The sequence below is a fragment of the Streptomyces sp. NBC_00859 genome, from assembly GCF_045161865.1.
Lineage (GTDB): Bacteria > Actinomycetota > Actinomycetes > Streptomycetales > Streptomycetaceae > Streptomyces.
Genome location: NZ_CP108827.1, coordinates 1 through 13,544, shown reverse-complemented (window position 1 = coordinate 13,544; position 13,544 = coordinate 1). Strand labels below are relative to the sequence as shown.

Annotated in this window: 18 protein-coding genes; 16 read left to right on the top strand and 2 right to left on the bottom strand. The window is 68.7% G+C overall.

Annotated features, from left to right (window positions below; genetic code table 11):
* Window positions 1-165 precede the first annotated feature (165 nt).
* Together OG584_RS35190 and OG584_RS35185 are read right to left on the bottom strand one after the other, a co-directional pair.
* Window positions 166-834: a YdcF family protein gene (locus tag OG584_RS35190; protein ID WP_331731229.1), complete on the bottom strand. Its 669-nt coding sequence runs from the start codon at window positions 832-834 to the stop codon at window positions 166-168.
* The gene (locus OG584_RS35185) at window positions 831-1,625 is read right to left on the bottom strand and encodes a GntR family transcriptional regulator (protein ID WP_331731227.1); all 795 of its coding nucleotides are present in this window, start codon (window positions 1,623-1,625) and stop codon (window positions 831-833) included. Before OG584_RS35185 ends, OG584_RS35190 begins: the two co-directional genes overlap by 4 nt.
* A gap of 516 nt (window positions 1,626-2,141) precedes the next feature.
* Here OG584_RS35185 and OG584_RS35180 point away from each other — a divergent pair.
* The 16 genes from OG584_RS35180 (at window position 2,142) to OG584_RS35105 (ending at window position 13,348) form a co-directional block, all read left to right on the top strand.
* Entirely contained in the window at window positions 2,142-2,918 is a 777-nt protein-coding gene (locus tag OG584_RS35180; protein ID WP_405778978.1) for a DUF4097 family beta strand repeat-containing protein, read from the top strand.
* 82 nt (window positions 2,919-3,000) lie between these two features.
* Window positions 3,001-3,471, top strand: coding sequence for a transcriptional regulator (locus OG584_RS35175; protein WP_331731224.1), 471 nt, complete (start codon window positions 3,001-3,003; stop codon window positions 3,469-3,471).
* Between the two features lie 89 nt (window positions 3,472-3,560).
* The gene (locus OG584_RS35170) at window positions 3,561-3,827 is read left to right on the top strand and encodes a DUF6284 family protein (protein WP_331731223.1); all 267 of its coding nucleotides are present in this window, start codon (window positions 3,561-3,563) and stop codon (window positions 3,825-3,827) included.
* The gene (locus OG584_RS35165; RefSeq protein ID WP_331731221.1) at window positions 3,824-4,696 is read left to right on the top strand and encodes a protein spdB; all 873 of its coding nucleotides are present in this window, start codon (window positions 3,824-3,826) and stop codon (window positions 4,694-4,696) included. The genes OG584_RS35170 and OG584_RS35165 overlap by 4 nt, the downstream gene beginning before the upstream one ends.
* The gene (locus OG584_RS35160) at window positions 4,696-5,034 is read left to right on the top strand and encodes an RRQRL motif-containing zinc-binding protein (RefSeq protein ID WP_331731219.1); all 339 of its coding nucleotides are present in this window, start codon (window positions 4,696-4,698) and stop codon (window positions 5,032-5,034) included. Before OG584_RS35165 ends, OG584_RS35160 begins: the two co-directional genes overlap by 1 nt.
* A gap of 23 nt (window positions 5,035-5,057) precedes the next feature.
* Complete coding sequence (locus tag OG584_RS35155) at window positions 5,058-5,390, top strand: hypothetical protein (RefSeq protein ID WP_331731217.1); 333 nt, start codon at window positions 5,058-5,060, stop codon at window positions 5,388-5,390.
* Between the two features lie 22 nt (window positions 5,391-5,412).
* A complete protein-coding gene (locus tag OG584_RS35150) occupies window positions 5,413-5,601 on the top strand; it encodes a hypothetical protein (protein ID WP_331731215.1) in 189 nt (62 codons plus the stop codon).
* A gap of 74 nt (window positions 5,602-5,675) precedes the next feature.
* Window positions 5,676-6,017, top strand: coding sequence for a DUF6257 family protein (locus tag OG584_RS35145; RefSeq protein WP_331731214.1), 342 nt, complete (start codon window positions 5,676-5,678; stop codon window positions 6,015-6,017).
* Between the two features lie 95 nt (window positions 6,018-6,112).
* Window positions 6,113-8,296: an FtsK/SpoIIIE domain-containing protein gene (locus tag OG584_RS35140; protein ID WP_331731240.1), complete on the top strand. Its 2,184-nt coding sequence runs from the start codon at window positions 6,113-6,115 to the stop codon at window positions 8,294-8,296.
* Between the two features lie 243 nt (window positions 8,297-8,539).
* The gene (locus OG584_RS35135) at window positions 8,540-8,698 is read left to right on the top strand and encodes a hypothetical protein (protein ID WP_405778977.1); all 159 of its coding nucleotides are present in this window, start codon (window positions 8,540-8,542) and stop codon (window positions 8,696-8,698) included.
* An 11-nt stretch (window positions 8,699-8,709) separates the two neighbouring features.
* Window positions 8,710-8,997 carry a hypothetical protein gene (locus OG584_RS35130; protein ID WP_331731242.1) on the top strand — a complete coding sequence of 96 codons (288 nt, stop codon included), beginning with the start codon at window positions 8,710-8,712 and terminating at the stop codon, window positions 8,995-8,997.
* Window positions 8,998-9,080: 83 nt separating this feature from the next.
* Complete coding sequence (locus OG584_RS35125; protein WP_331731236.1) at window positions 9,081-9,983, top strand: bifunctional DNA primase/polymerase; 903 nt, start codon at window positions 9,081-9,083, stop codon at window positions 9,981-9,983.
* Window positions 9,980-10,333: a hypothetical protein gene (locus OG584_RS35120; RefSeq protein ID WP_405778975.1), complete on the top strand. Its 354-nt coding sequence runs from the start codon at window positions 9,980-9,982 to the stop codon at window positions 10,331-10,333. Before OG584_RS35125 ends, OG584_RS35120 begins: the two co-directional genes overlap by 4 nt.
* Window positions 10,330-11,493 carry a DUF3631 domain-containing protein gene (locus OG584_RS35115; protein WP_331731234.1) on the top strand — a complete coding sequence of 388 codons (1,164 nt, stop codon included), beginning with the start codon at window positions 10,330-10,332 and terminating at the stop codon, window positions 11,491-11,493. The genes OG584_RS35120 and OG584_RS35115 overlap by 4 nt, the downstream gene beginning before the upstream one ends.
* Before the next feature lie 220 nt (window positions 11,494-11,713).
* Window positions 11,714-11,902, top strand: coding sequence for a helix-turn-helix domain-containing protein (locus tag OG584_RS35110; RefSeq protein ID WP_331731232.1), 189 nt, complete (start codon window positions 11,714-11,716; stop codon window positions 11,900-11,902).
* 66 nt (window positions 11,903-11,968) lie between these two features.
* Complete coding sequence (locus tag OG584_RS35105; protein WP_331731231.1) at window positions 11,969-13,348, top strand: site-specific integrase; 1,380 nt, start codon at window positions 11,969-11,971, stop codon at window positions 13,346-13,348.
* The last annotated feature ends 196 nt before the right edge of the window (window positions 13,349-13,544 follow it).

The following is a 13,544-nucleotide window of genomic DNA, read 5'->3' as shown; positions in this document are numbered from 1 at the left end:
CGGTGGGTGTGGGATTTGAACCCACGGTGACTCTCGCCACGACGGTTTTCAAGACCGACCTGTTCTCAGAGGCAGAAGGGCCGCTGAGCTGCTGCTTCTCCACTTCCTGGCCATCTCGTCCGCCATGGTTGGCCGGAGGTTGGCCGCAGCCCCGGAAATCGCGCATCAGGTGGCCGCGTCTGCACTGCCCCGGACGAGTCGGCTCGTGAACCCTTCGCGGCACAGTCGTTCGTACGCCGCCACCACGTCATCAGGCACCGCCTGATCGGTCATGAATCCTTTCGCGGGATAGACCAGCAGCCGCTGCAGAGCCCCGACGAGCATGTCCATCACGAGCCGGGGATCACCGATCGAGTCCACGTATGCCTCAAAGGTCATCGGCGTAGACGCGCTTACGAACTCAACTTCCGGCCAGAGCTTGCACGCCGTGGCGTAAGCCCGCCGCTCCTCATACGGCTTGCTGATGAGGAGCACGGATGAGACTTCGACGCCGGCCTGTTCGAGCACCGCACGCGAGAAGCGGATGTTCTCCCCGGTGTTGCGCGCGTGAGGCTCAACAAGCACCGCCGAGCCAGGAACTCCCAGCTCCAGGGCGCGCTCCCGGTAATGGACGGCTTCGCCGCGGGGCATGCGGTCCTGCGTCGTCCTGCTCGTGGCGCCGGTAAAGACGATGAGGGGCATCATGCCGTCCCGGTACAGGTCTGCTGCTGTCTCGGCCACGCCGAGGTCATGACTACCGAGACCGATTGCCACCGAGCAGCGCCGTAGCTCGTGGTGCATCTGGTGGAAGTCCCAGAGCCTTCGCCCATCCGACCACTCCTGTGCCGAGATCACTTGCCCTCCCCTCCGTCCTGCGCCGAGTCCGGAACCTTGAAGTCGTAGGCCCATCGGAACCGAGATGCGGCGTGCACTCCGATGGCGAATTCCACCACGGTGCCGTCCGCCGTATAGGTGGTCCGGTGCAGCTCCACGACGGGTTCGCCAGTCGGCAGCTGCAAGAGCTTGATCTCGTCTCCCGTGGGGGCACGAGCCCAGAGCTCCTCGTTCATGTGGTCGATCTCGTAACCAGCGTCGTAGAGGACCCGGAAACCGCCGCCTCGACCGGCCGGACCAGGTGTCGGGTCGACGATTCGAGTTCCCTCGACGTGCTCGGGTCGGTAGTAGCTGGTCAAGGTGTGCGTCGGCTGCTCACCTTCCTTCACCAGCCGCGCACGTGCGTACACGTCTGCGCCAACAGACAGGCCGTGGGCCTCCGCGACGGCCGCCGGCGCCTGGACGCGACTCACAGTCTGCGTCTGTTCGCCACGGCGGTACGAGCGGCCGGAGGCCACCCGGTCCGCGATGAACGCCACCTCATCACCGTCGCGCCACTTGGCCTTGTCGTAACGATCGATGCCAACCCTCTTGAGAGGAGCTTGCGGCCGTACGACCGTGCCGTGACCGCGTGACGAGGTCACCAGCCCTTCGGCCTCCAACGCCTTGTACGCCGCATGAACGGTGGCCTTGGAGCCTTCACCTGCATCGACCTGCTCCCTGATGTGCGGCAGTCGCTGGCCCGGCGTGTACTCACCGGTCTTGATCTGGTTGGCGAGCTTGTCTGCCAGCTCTCGCCATTTCGCCGCCATGGCGCACCCCTCTCGACGTCTCCAGTCAAACACAGTCCTAGGACTGTTGACAGTCCTAGGACTGTGAGGCAGTCTCTTACCCAACGCACCGCAGTCCTAGGACAGCGGAACGACGGGGCGTTGTTCGGTTCGGGATTGCTTGTTGGAAGGCGGCTTCGGTCGTACGCCATCGGGCCCTGAGCTGGTCGTTCCTTGAAAACTGAACAGTGAACTCAAGCGAGGTGAGAGCCCTTGCTCCCGTGACGACCGGGTGATGTTCGTCGGCAGCAGTACCGGGCGTCGGCTCGGTACGCACCGCACACCGGCTCTGGAGTACGCCCCTCGGGGCGCCACCCGCTGTGAGCTGCCCTGCTAGGCGCCAGGCAGAGACATGGCGCCCCCCGATTCACACACCTCCGCACCGCCCACGGCGGTGCGGCCGGTTGCCTCCTCCGCCCGTCCAGCTTTTTCGGCTGTACGGGCGGGGCTGAGGGGAGCCGGACCACATCCGGACCACATCGCATGAAGGGTTCCGCAATGACTGAGCGCACCTTGGTTTCCCAGTCCACCGGCCCGGTCGTTCTCGGGCTGGAGCTGCCGGTGGGCAGCATCCAAGTTCAGGTTCTCCGCAACGTCACGACCGCCCGTGTGGTGCTGCGCACGGCTGACTCCTCGGGGCCGGCCGCCGACGCGGTCAACCGGGCCCGCACCGGCCAGCACGGTCAAGCCATGTCGGTAGAGGTTCCCGAGATGCCCGGCAACATCATGGTCCAGAGCGTCCGGGGCGGCCGGGTCACACAGACCATGGGCACCGTCTACGGATCGGTGACCGGCATGACCATCATCAACGGCCGCATCGTCACCGGTGGCGGCACGGACACGATGACCAGGGTCAGCCTTCTCGAAGCCATCATCTACCTGCCGGTCGGATCCTCGCTGGCTGTGGTCTCCCAGTCCGCCGACGCGAAGGTCAACGGGGACCTGGAGCGCATGGAATTCCGCTCGACCTCCGGGGACCTGGAGATCGACGGAGCCCGCCACCTGAACGCGTCCACCACGTCCGGCGACATCATCGCCGGGCTCCTGAGCGAACGGGTCACCGCCCGATCGGTGTCCGGCGACATCAGCGTGGACCTCTACAGCGGCACCGACGCTGACCTGAACACCACCTCCGGCGACGTGGACGTCGCCGCCACCAGCCAGGCATCCGGCGCCCTGCGCGCCAACACCGTCTCCGGCGACGTGAGGGTGACCGGCGCCGGCGCCCTTCGCGTGAGTGCCCGCAGCGTCAGCGGACGCGTCCGCACCCGCTGAACACCCCACCGCCATCACGCCCTTGACCCACCGACTGGCCGCGGGCCGGTCATCCCGTGTCCCGTCGCCGAGGAGTCCGCAGATGGATGCCGCAACCTTCGCCGCTGTCTTCATCGCCCTGTACGTCGCTCACAGCGTGGGCGACCACTGGGTACAGACCTCCACCCAGTCTGCTGACAAGGGCCGCCCCGGCTGGATGGGCCGCCTGGCCGGTGTCCGCCACGTCGCGACCCTGACGACGACCAAGGTCGTCTTACTCCTGCCGGTCGCCGCCCTGTTGGGCCTGCACCTCTCGCTCCCGGGTCTGGTCGCCGGTCTCGGCGTCGATGCGGTCAGTCACTGGTGGGCCGACCGCCGCAGCACCCTCGCCTGGCTGGCCAAGGTCACCGGGAAGAGCGAGTTCTACAGCCTCGGCACCGGCGCCCACCCCGCGCACCCCGTCACCGCCAAGGGTGGCCCGGCCGCACACCTGGGCACCGGCGCTTACGCGCTGGACCAGTCCTTTCACCACCTGTGGCTGCTGATCGCCGCAGTCCTCATCACCACCGTCTGACCCACCCCACCCCAACGGCGTGCGGCCCCCGGTGTTCGAGCACCGAGGGCCGCTTTTCGGGCCGTCCCACTGAGAAGGAAGTACGACCCATGCAGAACATCGCTGCACTTCAGGCCATCGTTACGGCCACCCCGTTCGATGGGGAGCCGACGGCCGTCGAGCTGGACGCGATCGATGTGGAGATGCCGCTGATCCTGGCGGAGGTCGATCTGCTGGACGCGCAGATCATGACCATCGACCGCCCCGCATCCGAGCTGGACGAGCGGCGTATCCGCCGGGCCCGCCGCCGGGTGATGACCGCCCGCCGCGACCTGACCAACCGCACCGACACAGCAGAGTCGGGCGGTGCGGCATGAACCTCAAGACCGCAAAGACCGTCCTGCCGGCCGTGGCGATGACGGCCGTGTCTATGGTCCTCACCCTGGCCGTCGTCGTGATGTGGCTGGGCACGGCGATGCCGTGGCTGGTCGCTCTGGTCGTCGGTCTCGGGATCGACGGTGGATGGCTGGCGACCCTCGCCTACGAACGCCGTCTTGCGGCGCAGGGCGACCACAGCAACGTGGTGACCGGTGTCGGCTGGGCCTTCGGCCTGCTCGCCACCGGCGTCCTGGTCGCCCACGCACTCACCGCCGACGGGAACGTCGGCGCGTGGCTGGCTGTGGCCTGGTTTCCGGTCGCGGCCAAGGCGCTGTGGCTGGTGCACGGGCTGTGGGAGCGGACCGCGCTCACCCCGGGGGCGCTGGGATCGATCCGGGGGATCCAGCAGGAAGCCCGGGACGAAGCGGCCGTGGCCCGTGCCCGGCTGCGGTCAGAGGCCGCCACCGAGGAGACCCGGCTGACGGCCGTGACGCAGGCCGGTGCCCGCGTCGCACACGTCCAGGCCGAGACCGCCCAGACTCTCTCCGAGGCGTGGTCGAAACTGGAGAAGGCACGCAAGGGAGAGGGCACCGGTAACGCGCTGACCAGCGTGACGACCCCCGTCACACCCGGCGTCACACCCCGATGGGAACTGCCGGTCTGGGGCCCCGTCGAGCCGCTCCTCGCGCTCTCCCTGGAGGCCGCGCCCGCGCTCAGCGATGAGGCGCTGGATGTGCTGGTGGACCAGATCCGGTACAGCGAGACCCCGGCCTTGTCCTACCGGGAGATGGCCGCACGCTTCCGGGCCGCTGGCCACGCTGCTTCGGAGGTCCGTCTGCGGTCCGCGTGGAAGCGCATGGTCGCCTGATGGCCACGCTGCCGGTCTTCCGGTGGCACCTCGCCCCAGACGGCTACGCCACCCGCCGCCAACTCCGCGCCCAAGGGCTCCGCCCCGGCGGCCAGGACGTAGCCGCTCAGCTCGAACGCCCCCGTCGTCGCCGGGGCCCGCTGGTCGCCTACCTCTACCTCATCGACCGCGCCAAGCCCGTACGCCCGATGACCCCCGGCCGGACCACAGCCCTCGCCAAGGCCAACACCGCACAGCGCATCTGCCCCGAGTGCGGGCGGGACGCCGGGTACCGCATCCCCACCTCGCTGGGCATGTGCGTTCCCTGCGCCGACACCGGCCACCACCTCGCCGCCTGACACCGAGCCAGAAGGAGAAGCCCGTGGAACCCCTCCCCATACATCACGGTGCCCGGAGCGACATCGGGGCCGCCGCCAAGGAAGCCGTCGAGGCCGCCCACAACTCCGAGCAACTGGCCCTCATACAAGCCGTGTTGGCCGCACAGCAGCTCGCCCAGCACCCCCAGCCCGTCACGCAGCCGGTCCAGCAGTCGTCGGGCGGGGCGGGGAAGTGGATCGGGATCGGGGTCGGCGCCTCGGTGTTCCTGCTGACCGTCGCCCTGTCCGCGGTCGCAGTCGCCATCGCCGTGGTGTCCCTGACCGTCTGCGTTCTCGTCCTGCGCTCCGTCTGGCACGACATCCGCAAGAGCCACTGACACCGTCCCGAAGGAGAACGCCATGTTCAAGGCAGGCGACAAGGTGCGGATCGTCCGCTGTGACGATGACCCGCGCGCGGTCGGCAAGACCGGCCGGGTTGTGGACGAAGTCCCGCCCGGCCCGCTCACGCAGGGCCGGTGGACGGTGAACGGGATCAGCCTGTTCATCGCCCCCGTCCTGTGCCACACGCACGAACTGCAGCAGCTCTGACGGTTGCCTGTCCGCCCCGGGTCAGTCCTGGGGCGGGCGGGGAGCTGGACAGCCCGGCCCCGGAACGGAGCCCCGTGAAGCAGCAGCCCGAACCCCGCCTCACCACCCGCGAAAAGGCCCAGGTCGCCGGATACATGGCCCGCATGTGCAAGCGCGGCATCGCCGGTGACGGCGTCTACCAGGGCGACTTGGAACGCAGGATCGAGCGGATCACCGACGGTGCGGCCAAGCGACACGACCGCGAGTCGGCTGTCATGGCGGTCCACCTGGAGACCACACGCCAGGCCGTCGCCGTCGCCAAGACCGAACTGCGCACCGCCGACCGTGCGGACCGTGCGGCCGCGAAGGCCGCTTTGAAGTCGGCTGAGGACGCGTTGCGCCGCACCGAGCGTGCCGCCCGCGACCTGGGCCTCTGACTGTCCCCGGGGGCGGTCGCAATCCGCCAAGACAACCGGCCGCCCCCGGGCCCTCACTCATCCGCCCCGCCGGGGCAGACAGGAGTACCGCCATCATGTCGGACAACGTCATCAGCCTGCACAAGAACGCCCCCGCCGATGAGCTGGGCCCGCCCGTGCTCACCGTGGTGCCCGACCCCGTCCCGGCGGCACCGGTGCCCCTGTGGGTGCGTTCCGGCCGCACCATAGGGCGCGCCGTCACACACGAGCGCACCCGGGCCGGTGCCCGCGCCCTGGCCCGGCACTCCCTCTACGTCGTCGGCGGGGCGGGTGTGGTCGCCCGGCGGACGTGGCAGGGCCGGACCGTGGTGGTGCATCACCAGATGCGGGCCGCCGCCGTGGCCGCGGGCAACCACGAGCTGGCCGCGGAGTGGCAGGAGAAAGCCGACCGCTTCCGCACCGACCGGCACCGCCGGCGGATGGAGTTGATCGCGGGTGTGCCGCAGATGGCCAAGTCCGCGGCGATCGGCGCCGCAGGGACCGAGGGCGTATTGCTGTTGCTCGGTGCCTGCATGGCCGTGCACGACCACCACGTGCACGACGTGATTGCGCCGACGCTAGCCGCCGTCGACGCGGTCCGCGCCTTGTGCTGGTTCATCGGCGTCGCCTGGGGTCCTGCGCTCGCCCTCTTGCTGATGGTCGCCCTGTCCCACCTGTGGCGGTCCGGCCAGCAGCAGCAGACCGCGCCCGCATGGGCCCGGCCCGCCGCAGGGGCCACGGACGATGTCCCGGTCACGCCGTCAGCCGTCGTCAAGGCCCTGTCGGACCTGGGCATTTCCTCGCTGCGTAAGGCTGTCAAGGAGATGGCCGACGGTGCGGCCGGAATGCTCGGCCCCATCACGCTGGCCGGGTGCGGCGTCGAGGTCGACGTCACCCTGCCGTCCGGGGTGAGTACCGAGGAGGTGCTGGGCAAGCGGCGCAAGCTCGCGGAGAACTTGAACCGCCACGAGCACGAGCTGCACATGACGATCCCGCCGGCCGCGCGCACCGTGCGCCTGTGGATCGCCGACTCCGGCGCCCTCGACCAGCCGATCGGCCCCTCCCCTCTGGTCACCGACCCGGACACCACAGCCGACATGCACCGGGGCCGTGCCCCTTGGGGTGTCGACCTGCGCGGGGACGCGGTGCTGGTCTCGCTGTGGCAGAAGCACATGCTCATCACCGGCCTGTCCAACCAGGGCAAGACCGCGAGCCTGCGGGCGCTGGCCCTGTGGCTGGCACTCGACCCGAGGGTCGAGTTCCACATCGCCGACCTCAAGGGCGTCGGCGACTGGCAGATGTTCGACGGCATCGCCACCGTCCTCATCCAGGGCCCCACCGATGACCACGTCATCCAGGCCACCGAGATGCTCGAAGAGGCCGTTGCGGAGATGGCGACCCGCATCGCGTTGATGCGGGAGCTGACCGCCAAGGGCTGGAGCCAGGACAAGATCCTGGCCGACCCGCGGTTCAACCCCCTGATTCTCCTCATCGACGAGGCACAGGTGGCCTACGGCTCCGGCGCCCGGGAGACGTTCACCACCGACAAGGGCACCGTCCGCTATGGCGCCCCGTACGGGGGGTCGAAGGCTGACAGCCGCTACTTCCAGGCCGTGAAGAAGATCCACGACCAGGGACGCGCGGTGAACGTCACCACCTGGGAGGGCACCCAGGACCCGACCAACGAGAACCTGCCCAAGCGCTCCCGGGAGGGCAACCACATCCGGGCCTCCCTGGTCCTGGGCACCGAATCACAGGCCCGCATGGCCGTGGGTGACTCCGCGGTCGACGCCGGAGCGGCCCCGCACAAGCTGCGTCAGGGCCTGGACAAGGGCACCCTCGTGGTGGCCGGTGACGGGATCAAACTCGCCCCCGGCCAGCCCTCGGTGACCGCCCGGACTCACTACATCGGGCCCGAGGACGCCGACGTCATCGCGGAGCGGGCCAAGGCCCTGCGGGCCGGAGTGAAGACCTCCAGCGGGACAGAGTCGGCGCCGCGGGAGGCCGACCACCTGGCTGACGTGGCCGCCGTCCTGGGCACCGAGGAGCGGATGAAGTCCGACGAGGTTCGCCAGCACCTGGCCCAGCGGTGGCCGGAGGTCTACCGGACGTGGTCCGCCTCGGACCTGGTCCAGGCACTCAAGCCGTTCGGCGCCGAACCGCGCAAGTACAACGGCAACCAGACGATCTCCCGCGCCCGCGTCCTCGCCGCGATCGAGACCCGCACCGACGAGACAGAGGGCACCGAAGACGCCGGGTAGATCGACGCACAGTGACAGGGAAGGAGTTGGGGAGGCGCGCACATCCTGGGGAGTTCTCCCCAACCGCCTCCCCAACCCGCCTCCCCAGCCCTGATCTGCGACAACACCCCAGTTGGGAGCCTAGGGAGGCTGGGGAGGCAGCACCTTCCCGAACCCGGAATCACCCCGGAAACAGCCCCCGCACAGGCATCCCCAACGCCCTTACCCGATACGCACAGTAACCACGCTCGGGAGGAACTGAACGTGAACGACGACCACAACGAGGGCTACGCGCCCCAGCCCTGCGGTGAATCCGGCTGCCTCTGCTACGGCGTCGGCGAGGAACACGCCGACCACGCCTGCGGTTGCGACTGCCCTCGCTGCTGGGACTGCCAGCAGACGGCCGACAACTGCGAATGCTGAAAGGACGCACGATGCGCCTGCGTATCCAGCTCATTGGCTGGGACCGTCGAACGTTGATCCTGACCGACACTCCCGCCCCCGACTGCCCCCGCTGCGACGGCGATGGCGGGTTCGCCTACGACTACGGCGACCACGAGGGGGAGTACGCCAGGACCGAGTGGGAGCCCTGCACCTGCTGGGACGAGACCCACCACTGGACGCTGCTCCCGCTGCCGCGACGGCTGCCCCTCCAGCTTCGCCGGGCTCCGGAACGCCACCCCTGGGGGCTGGACGGCTACAGCGACGAACCGCCCTTCTAGGCACGCCAAGGGCGGCCCGCATCTCGCCAAAGTTCCGGGCCGCCCTGATCTCCCCGCTCATCACAGAACAGGAGACACCCAGCATGACCTATGACCGCAATACCGCGCTGCTCTCCGCGGCGCTGGATGCCGCCGCACGCGGCTGGTCCGTGTTCCCGCTGCGTCCCGGCGACAAGCGGCCCGCCCTGCATGGCGAAGCCGTCTGCCCCGGTCTCGGTGACTGCGCCGGAGGCCATCGCAAGTGGGAGCAGCGCGCCACGCTCGACCCGGACCGGATTCGCCGGGCATGGGCCGACCGGCCGTTCAACATCGGGCTGGCCACCGGCCCATCCGGGCTGGTCGTCGTGGATCTCGACATGCCCAAGCCCAACAGCAGTACGGGCACGCCTTGCGGCGTGACGACCTTCCATGCGCTCTGCGAGCGCGCCGGACAGGCCGTCCCCGCCACCTACCGGACCCGGACCGCGAGCGGTGGACACCACCTGTACTTCACCACCCCCGACGGGGCCCGGCTCGGCAACAGCGCGGGCAAGCTCGGCAAGCTCATCGACACCCGGGCATGGGGCGGCTACGTCGTCGCCCCCGGCAGCTTCACCCCCACCGGCCCCTACACCGTCACCGACCACTCCGACCCCGCACCGCTACCGGGCTGGCTGTACGCCCTTCTGAGGCCCCGTCAGGCTTCGCGGGGACTGATGGCTGTGCCGTCGTCGTCCAAGGCCTCTCGCTACGCCGCAGCCGCCCTGGCGGCGGAAACCGCGACGGTGGAGGTCGCCCCGGAGGGTGAGCGGGACTCGACTCTGTTGTCGGCGGCGCGCGCTCTGGGGCGGTTCATCGCCTGGGGCGACCTTCCCCGGTCGGTGGTTGAGGAGGCTCTTCAATCGGCGGGGGAGTGCGCCAATCTGCCGTCGAACCAGTGCCGCTCGACGGTTCGCAGCGGTCTGAACTGGTCCATCGCACGCAATCAGCAGCGGAGGACGGCATGAAGCCCCCGCCCCGCTCCCCCTTGAAGAGCCTTCCCGCACCGTCTGCCGGGCCCAGCCCCGCCGAACCGCCCCGGGCCACCACCGGACAGAGCGCGCCGAAGGTCGTCGCCGAAGGCGTCCCCCCTGCTGTTCTCCCTGACCCGCACGCCATCACCGTGACCGGTATCTGGCCCGGTCTCAAGATCCGTGGACTCGACCGGGGCGAGATCCCGGTAGCTGACTGGCTCTGCACCTGCGGACACCACGAGCGTGCACGCGGACGCAAGGCCGTCACCGAACTGACCGGCCGCGTACGCGTCGGCCAGTGCCCGCACAACGCCCCCGCACAGAACCGGAGGGACGCCGCATGACCGGCACCGACATCGACGGCGCGGCCCTGCTCAGCCAGGTCGAAGCCTTCCACCGCCGCTTCAACGCCTTTCCCGTGGAGGCCGCTTACGTCGCGGTGACGCTGTGGGATGCGCACGCCCACCTTCTCGACTGCTTCGATGCCACCCCGCGACTCGCGTTCCTCTCCCCGGAACCGGCCAGCGGCAAGAGCAGGGCACTGGAGATCGTGGAAACCCTCGTGCCCTACCCCATGGTCGCGGTCAACGCGTCCGCCTCCGCTCTCTTCCGGGCTGTGTCCGGACTGGAGGCACGGCCCACGATCCTCTTCGATGAGATCGACACCGTGTTCGGCCCCAAGGCCGGGGAGAACGAGCAGTTGCGCGGCTTCCTGAACGCGGGACACCGACGCTCCGGAGTGATGTACCGGTGCGTCGGAGACGGCTCCAACCAGCAGGTCCAGGAGTTCCCCAGCTTCTGCGCCGTGGCCGTGGCCGGGCTCGGGTCGCTGCCGGACACGATCCTCACCCGCTCCGTCATCATCCGCATGCGCCGGCGGGCCCGGAACGAGCGCGTGGAGCCGTTCCGTCAGCGCGTCCACGAGAGCGAAGGCCACGCCCTGCGGGACCAGCTCGCCCTCTGGGCGGACAGCGTGCGCGAACGGGTCGACGGCGCGTTCCCGCAGATGCCCGACGAGGTCACCGACCGGCCCGCCGACGTGTGGGAACCGCTCCTGGCTGTGGCGGACGCCGCGGGCGGGGACTGGCCGAAGCGGGCACGGGAAGCGTGCGTCGACCTGGTCAACGCCGCCAAGGTCGATGACAAGGGAAGCGTCGGTATCCGGCTGCTCACTGATCTGCGCGACCAGGTGTTCAACGGCATCGACCGACTGCCCACCGTCGCCATCCTGGACCGGCTCCACAGCCTCGATGAAGCACCGTGGGCCGACATGGGCGGCAGGCCCCTCGACCCCCGGGGCCTGTCGAAGATGCTCCGCGAGTACATGACCGGCGACAACGCCCCGATCGCGGCCCGGAACATCAAGGCCGGAACGAGCGTCATGAAGGGCTATTACGCCACCGACCTGCACGACGCGTGGCAGCGGTACTGCCCTCCCCCCGCTGAAAGTCCGCTACTTCCGCTACCTCCGCTACCGGCCAGCTCAGAGGCCCTTTCCAGGTAGCGGCAAGCCGCTACCCATCCGCTACCCGCACCACTTTGCCGCTACCGGCCCGACAACTCACCGCACCGGGCCGGTAGCGGATACATCCGCTACCACTACCCCTATCCGCTACCTCGATCATGCCCCTGACCAGGGCGGTAGCGGAGGTAGCGGAAGTAGCGGACCTCAGAGGGAGAGGGTCCCGCACCTGCTCCCGATCCTTTCCAAAGGAGTCGAAGCCATGGCACGCCCCCAGATGCTCAAACTCCCCGAAGTTCTCACCGAGATCGGCATGAGCCGAGCCGCCTTCTACCGCATGCGGGCCCGCAAGCAGGCCCCCCGCCTCATCAAGCTCCCGAATGGACAGCTTCGGGTCCGTCGTCAAGACCTTGATTCCTGGCTGGAGTCCTGCGGGCAATACGCCGCCTGATCCGACACGCACAACCACACGAAGGGGCCCGCCATAACGCGGGCCCCTTCGGCATGAAGGAGAGACATGCAGAGTTATGACGTGCGGGTATGGAGCATCCGGCGCCGCGAGAGCAAGAGCGCCCCCTATCAGGTCCGCTGGACCGTAGACGGCAAGGTCTTCCCCGAGCCCTTCCTGACCAAGACTCTTGCCGAAGCTCGCCGATCGAAATTGATGACGGCCGCCAGAAGTGGCGAAGCGTTCGACACCGAGACCGGGCTCCCGGTCTCCGAACTTCGCCAGCTCAACCGCACATCCTGGTACACGCACGCTCGGGATCACGTCGCCATGAAGTGGCCCCATGCCGCCGCGAAGCACCGCGCCAGCATTGCTGAGAGCCTGACCATCGCGACCCTGTCGCTCCTCCCGACGGGCAGGGGCCGACCGGAGACAGAGCTGTTGCGGCGGACCCTCTATCAGTGGGCCTTCAACGCTGGTCGGCATGACGCAACACCGCCGGAAGCCGAAGCTCGGACGCTGGCGTGGATCGAGAAGAACGCTCCCGCGGTCGTAGATCTCGACAGTGCCAAGAAGATGCGCCCGGTCCTTGATGAGCTGGCGAAAAGGCAGGACGGGAAAGCCGCTGCGCCGAACACTGTGAGGCGCCGGCGGGCCGTCCTGAACAACTGTCTGCGGCTCGCCGTGGAGAAGGAGCTGCTGCCAAGTAACCCGCTAAGCCGGGTCCACTGGGAACTTCCGAAAGCCGTGGAGGAACTGGACGAGCGCAGTGTTGCCACCCCTGCCCAGGCGGCTGGGCTGCTCCAAGCGGTACGTAGCCAAGGTCAACGCGGTGAGCACCTGACAGCGTTCTTTGGGTGCATGTACTACGCCGCCATGCGGCCGGAAGAAGTCTCCGTTCTCAGTGCCGACCACTGCACCCTTCCTGAGAGCGGATGGGGGCGGCTAGATCTGTCCGGGGCCCGTCCGCAGGTGGGTTCCGGGTGGACCGACGACGGGATGCCGTACGAGGAGAGAGGGCTCAAGCACCGGGCGCGAAAGACCGTACGCCGCGTCCCGATCCCACCCGTTCTCGTACAGATCCTACGAAAGCACATCGACCAGTTCGGCACTGGCGACGACGGCCGTCTGTTCCGCGCCGTTCGCGGCGGTCCTGTCCGTTCGCAGGAGTACGGAGTCGTGTGGAAGGAGGCAAGGCGCCTGGCTCTTACACCAGCTCAGGTCACGTCACCGCTCGCTCGCATCCCTTACGACCTGCGCCATGCCTGTGTGTCTTTCTGGCTTCGCTCCGGGGTGAGTCTCGCTGAGACCGCTCGTCGGGCAGGGCAGAGCATCGCCGTACTTCAGCGGTACTACGCGAAGGTTCTGGACGGGGAGGAGGAGCGGATGAACGAGTTGATCGACCAGGGCTTTGCCGACCAGGCGAGGGACGAGCGGCCGGCGCCCTGACCCTGCCGGATCTTGGCCACAGGTTGGCCGTACGCCCTGGTCAACACTGGGATGCCAGTGAGACGGGGTGAGACAGGCCGCACGCAGAAGGGGTGCCCTCCAATGGAGGACACCCCTTCTGACCTGCTATTGCGCTGACCTGCAAGCGGTGGGTGTGGGATTTGAACCCACGGTGACTCTCGCCACGACGGTTTTC

Bases quoted from the DNA above. Each gene is read 5' to 3' on its own strand.
- OG584_RS35185 (WP_331731227.1), bottom strand. From the start codon at position 1,625: ATGGCGGCGAAATGGCGAGAGCTGGCAGACAAGCTCGCCAACCAGATC.
- OG584_RS35180 (WP_405778978.1), top strand. From the start codon at position 2,142: ATGACTGAGCGCACCTTGGTTTCCCAGTCCACCGGCCCGGTCGTTCTC.
- OG584_RS35175 (WP_331731224.1), top strand. From the start codon at position 3,001: ATGGATGCCGCAACCTTCGCCGCTGTCTTCATCGCCCTGTACGTCGCT.
- OG584_RS35170 (WP_331731223.1), top strand. From the start codon at position 3,561: ATGCAGAACATCGCTGCACTTCAGGCCATCGTTACGGCCACCCCGTTC.
- OG584_RS35165 (WP_331731221.1), top strand. From the start codon at position 3,824: ATGAACCTCAAGACCGCAAAGACCGTCCTGCCGGCCGTGGCGATGACG.
- OG584_RS35160 (WP_331731219.1), top strand. From the start codon at position 4,696: ATGGCCACGCTGCCGGTCTTCCGGTGGCACCTCGCCCCAGACGGCTAC.
- OG584_RS35150 (WP_331731215.1), top strand. From the start codon at position 5,413: ATGTTCAAGGCAGGCGACAAGGTGCGGATCGTCCGCTGTGACGATGAC.
- OG584_RS35140 (WP_331731240.1), top strand. From the start codon at position 6,113: ATGTCGGACAACGTCATCAGCCTGCACAAGAACGCCCCCGCCGATGAG.
- OG584_RS35130 (WP_331731242.1), top strand. From the start codon at position 8,710: ATGCGCCTGCGTATCCAGCTCATTGGCTGGGACCGTCGAACGTTGATC.
- OG584_RS35125 (WP_331731236.1), top strand. From the start codon at position 9,081: ATGACCTATGACCGCAATACCGCGCTGCTCTCCGCGGCGCTGGATGCC.
- OG584_RS35120 (WP_405778975.1), top strand. From the start codon at position 9,980: ATGAAGCCCCCGCCCCGCTCCCCCTTGAAGAGCCTTCCCGCACCGTCT.
- OG584_RS35115 (WP_331731234.1), top strand. From the start codon at position 10,330: ATGACCGGCACCGACATCGACGGCGCGGCCCTGCTCAGCCAGGTCGAA.
- OG584_RS35110 (WP_331731232.1), top strand. From the start codon at position 11,714: ATGGCACGCCCCCAGATGCTCAAACTCCCCGAAGTTCTCACCGAGATC.
- OG584_RS35105 (WP_331731231.1), top strand. From the start codon at position 11,969: ATGCAGAGTTATGACGTGCGGGTATGGAGCATCCGGCGCCGCGAGAGC.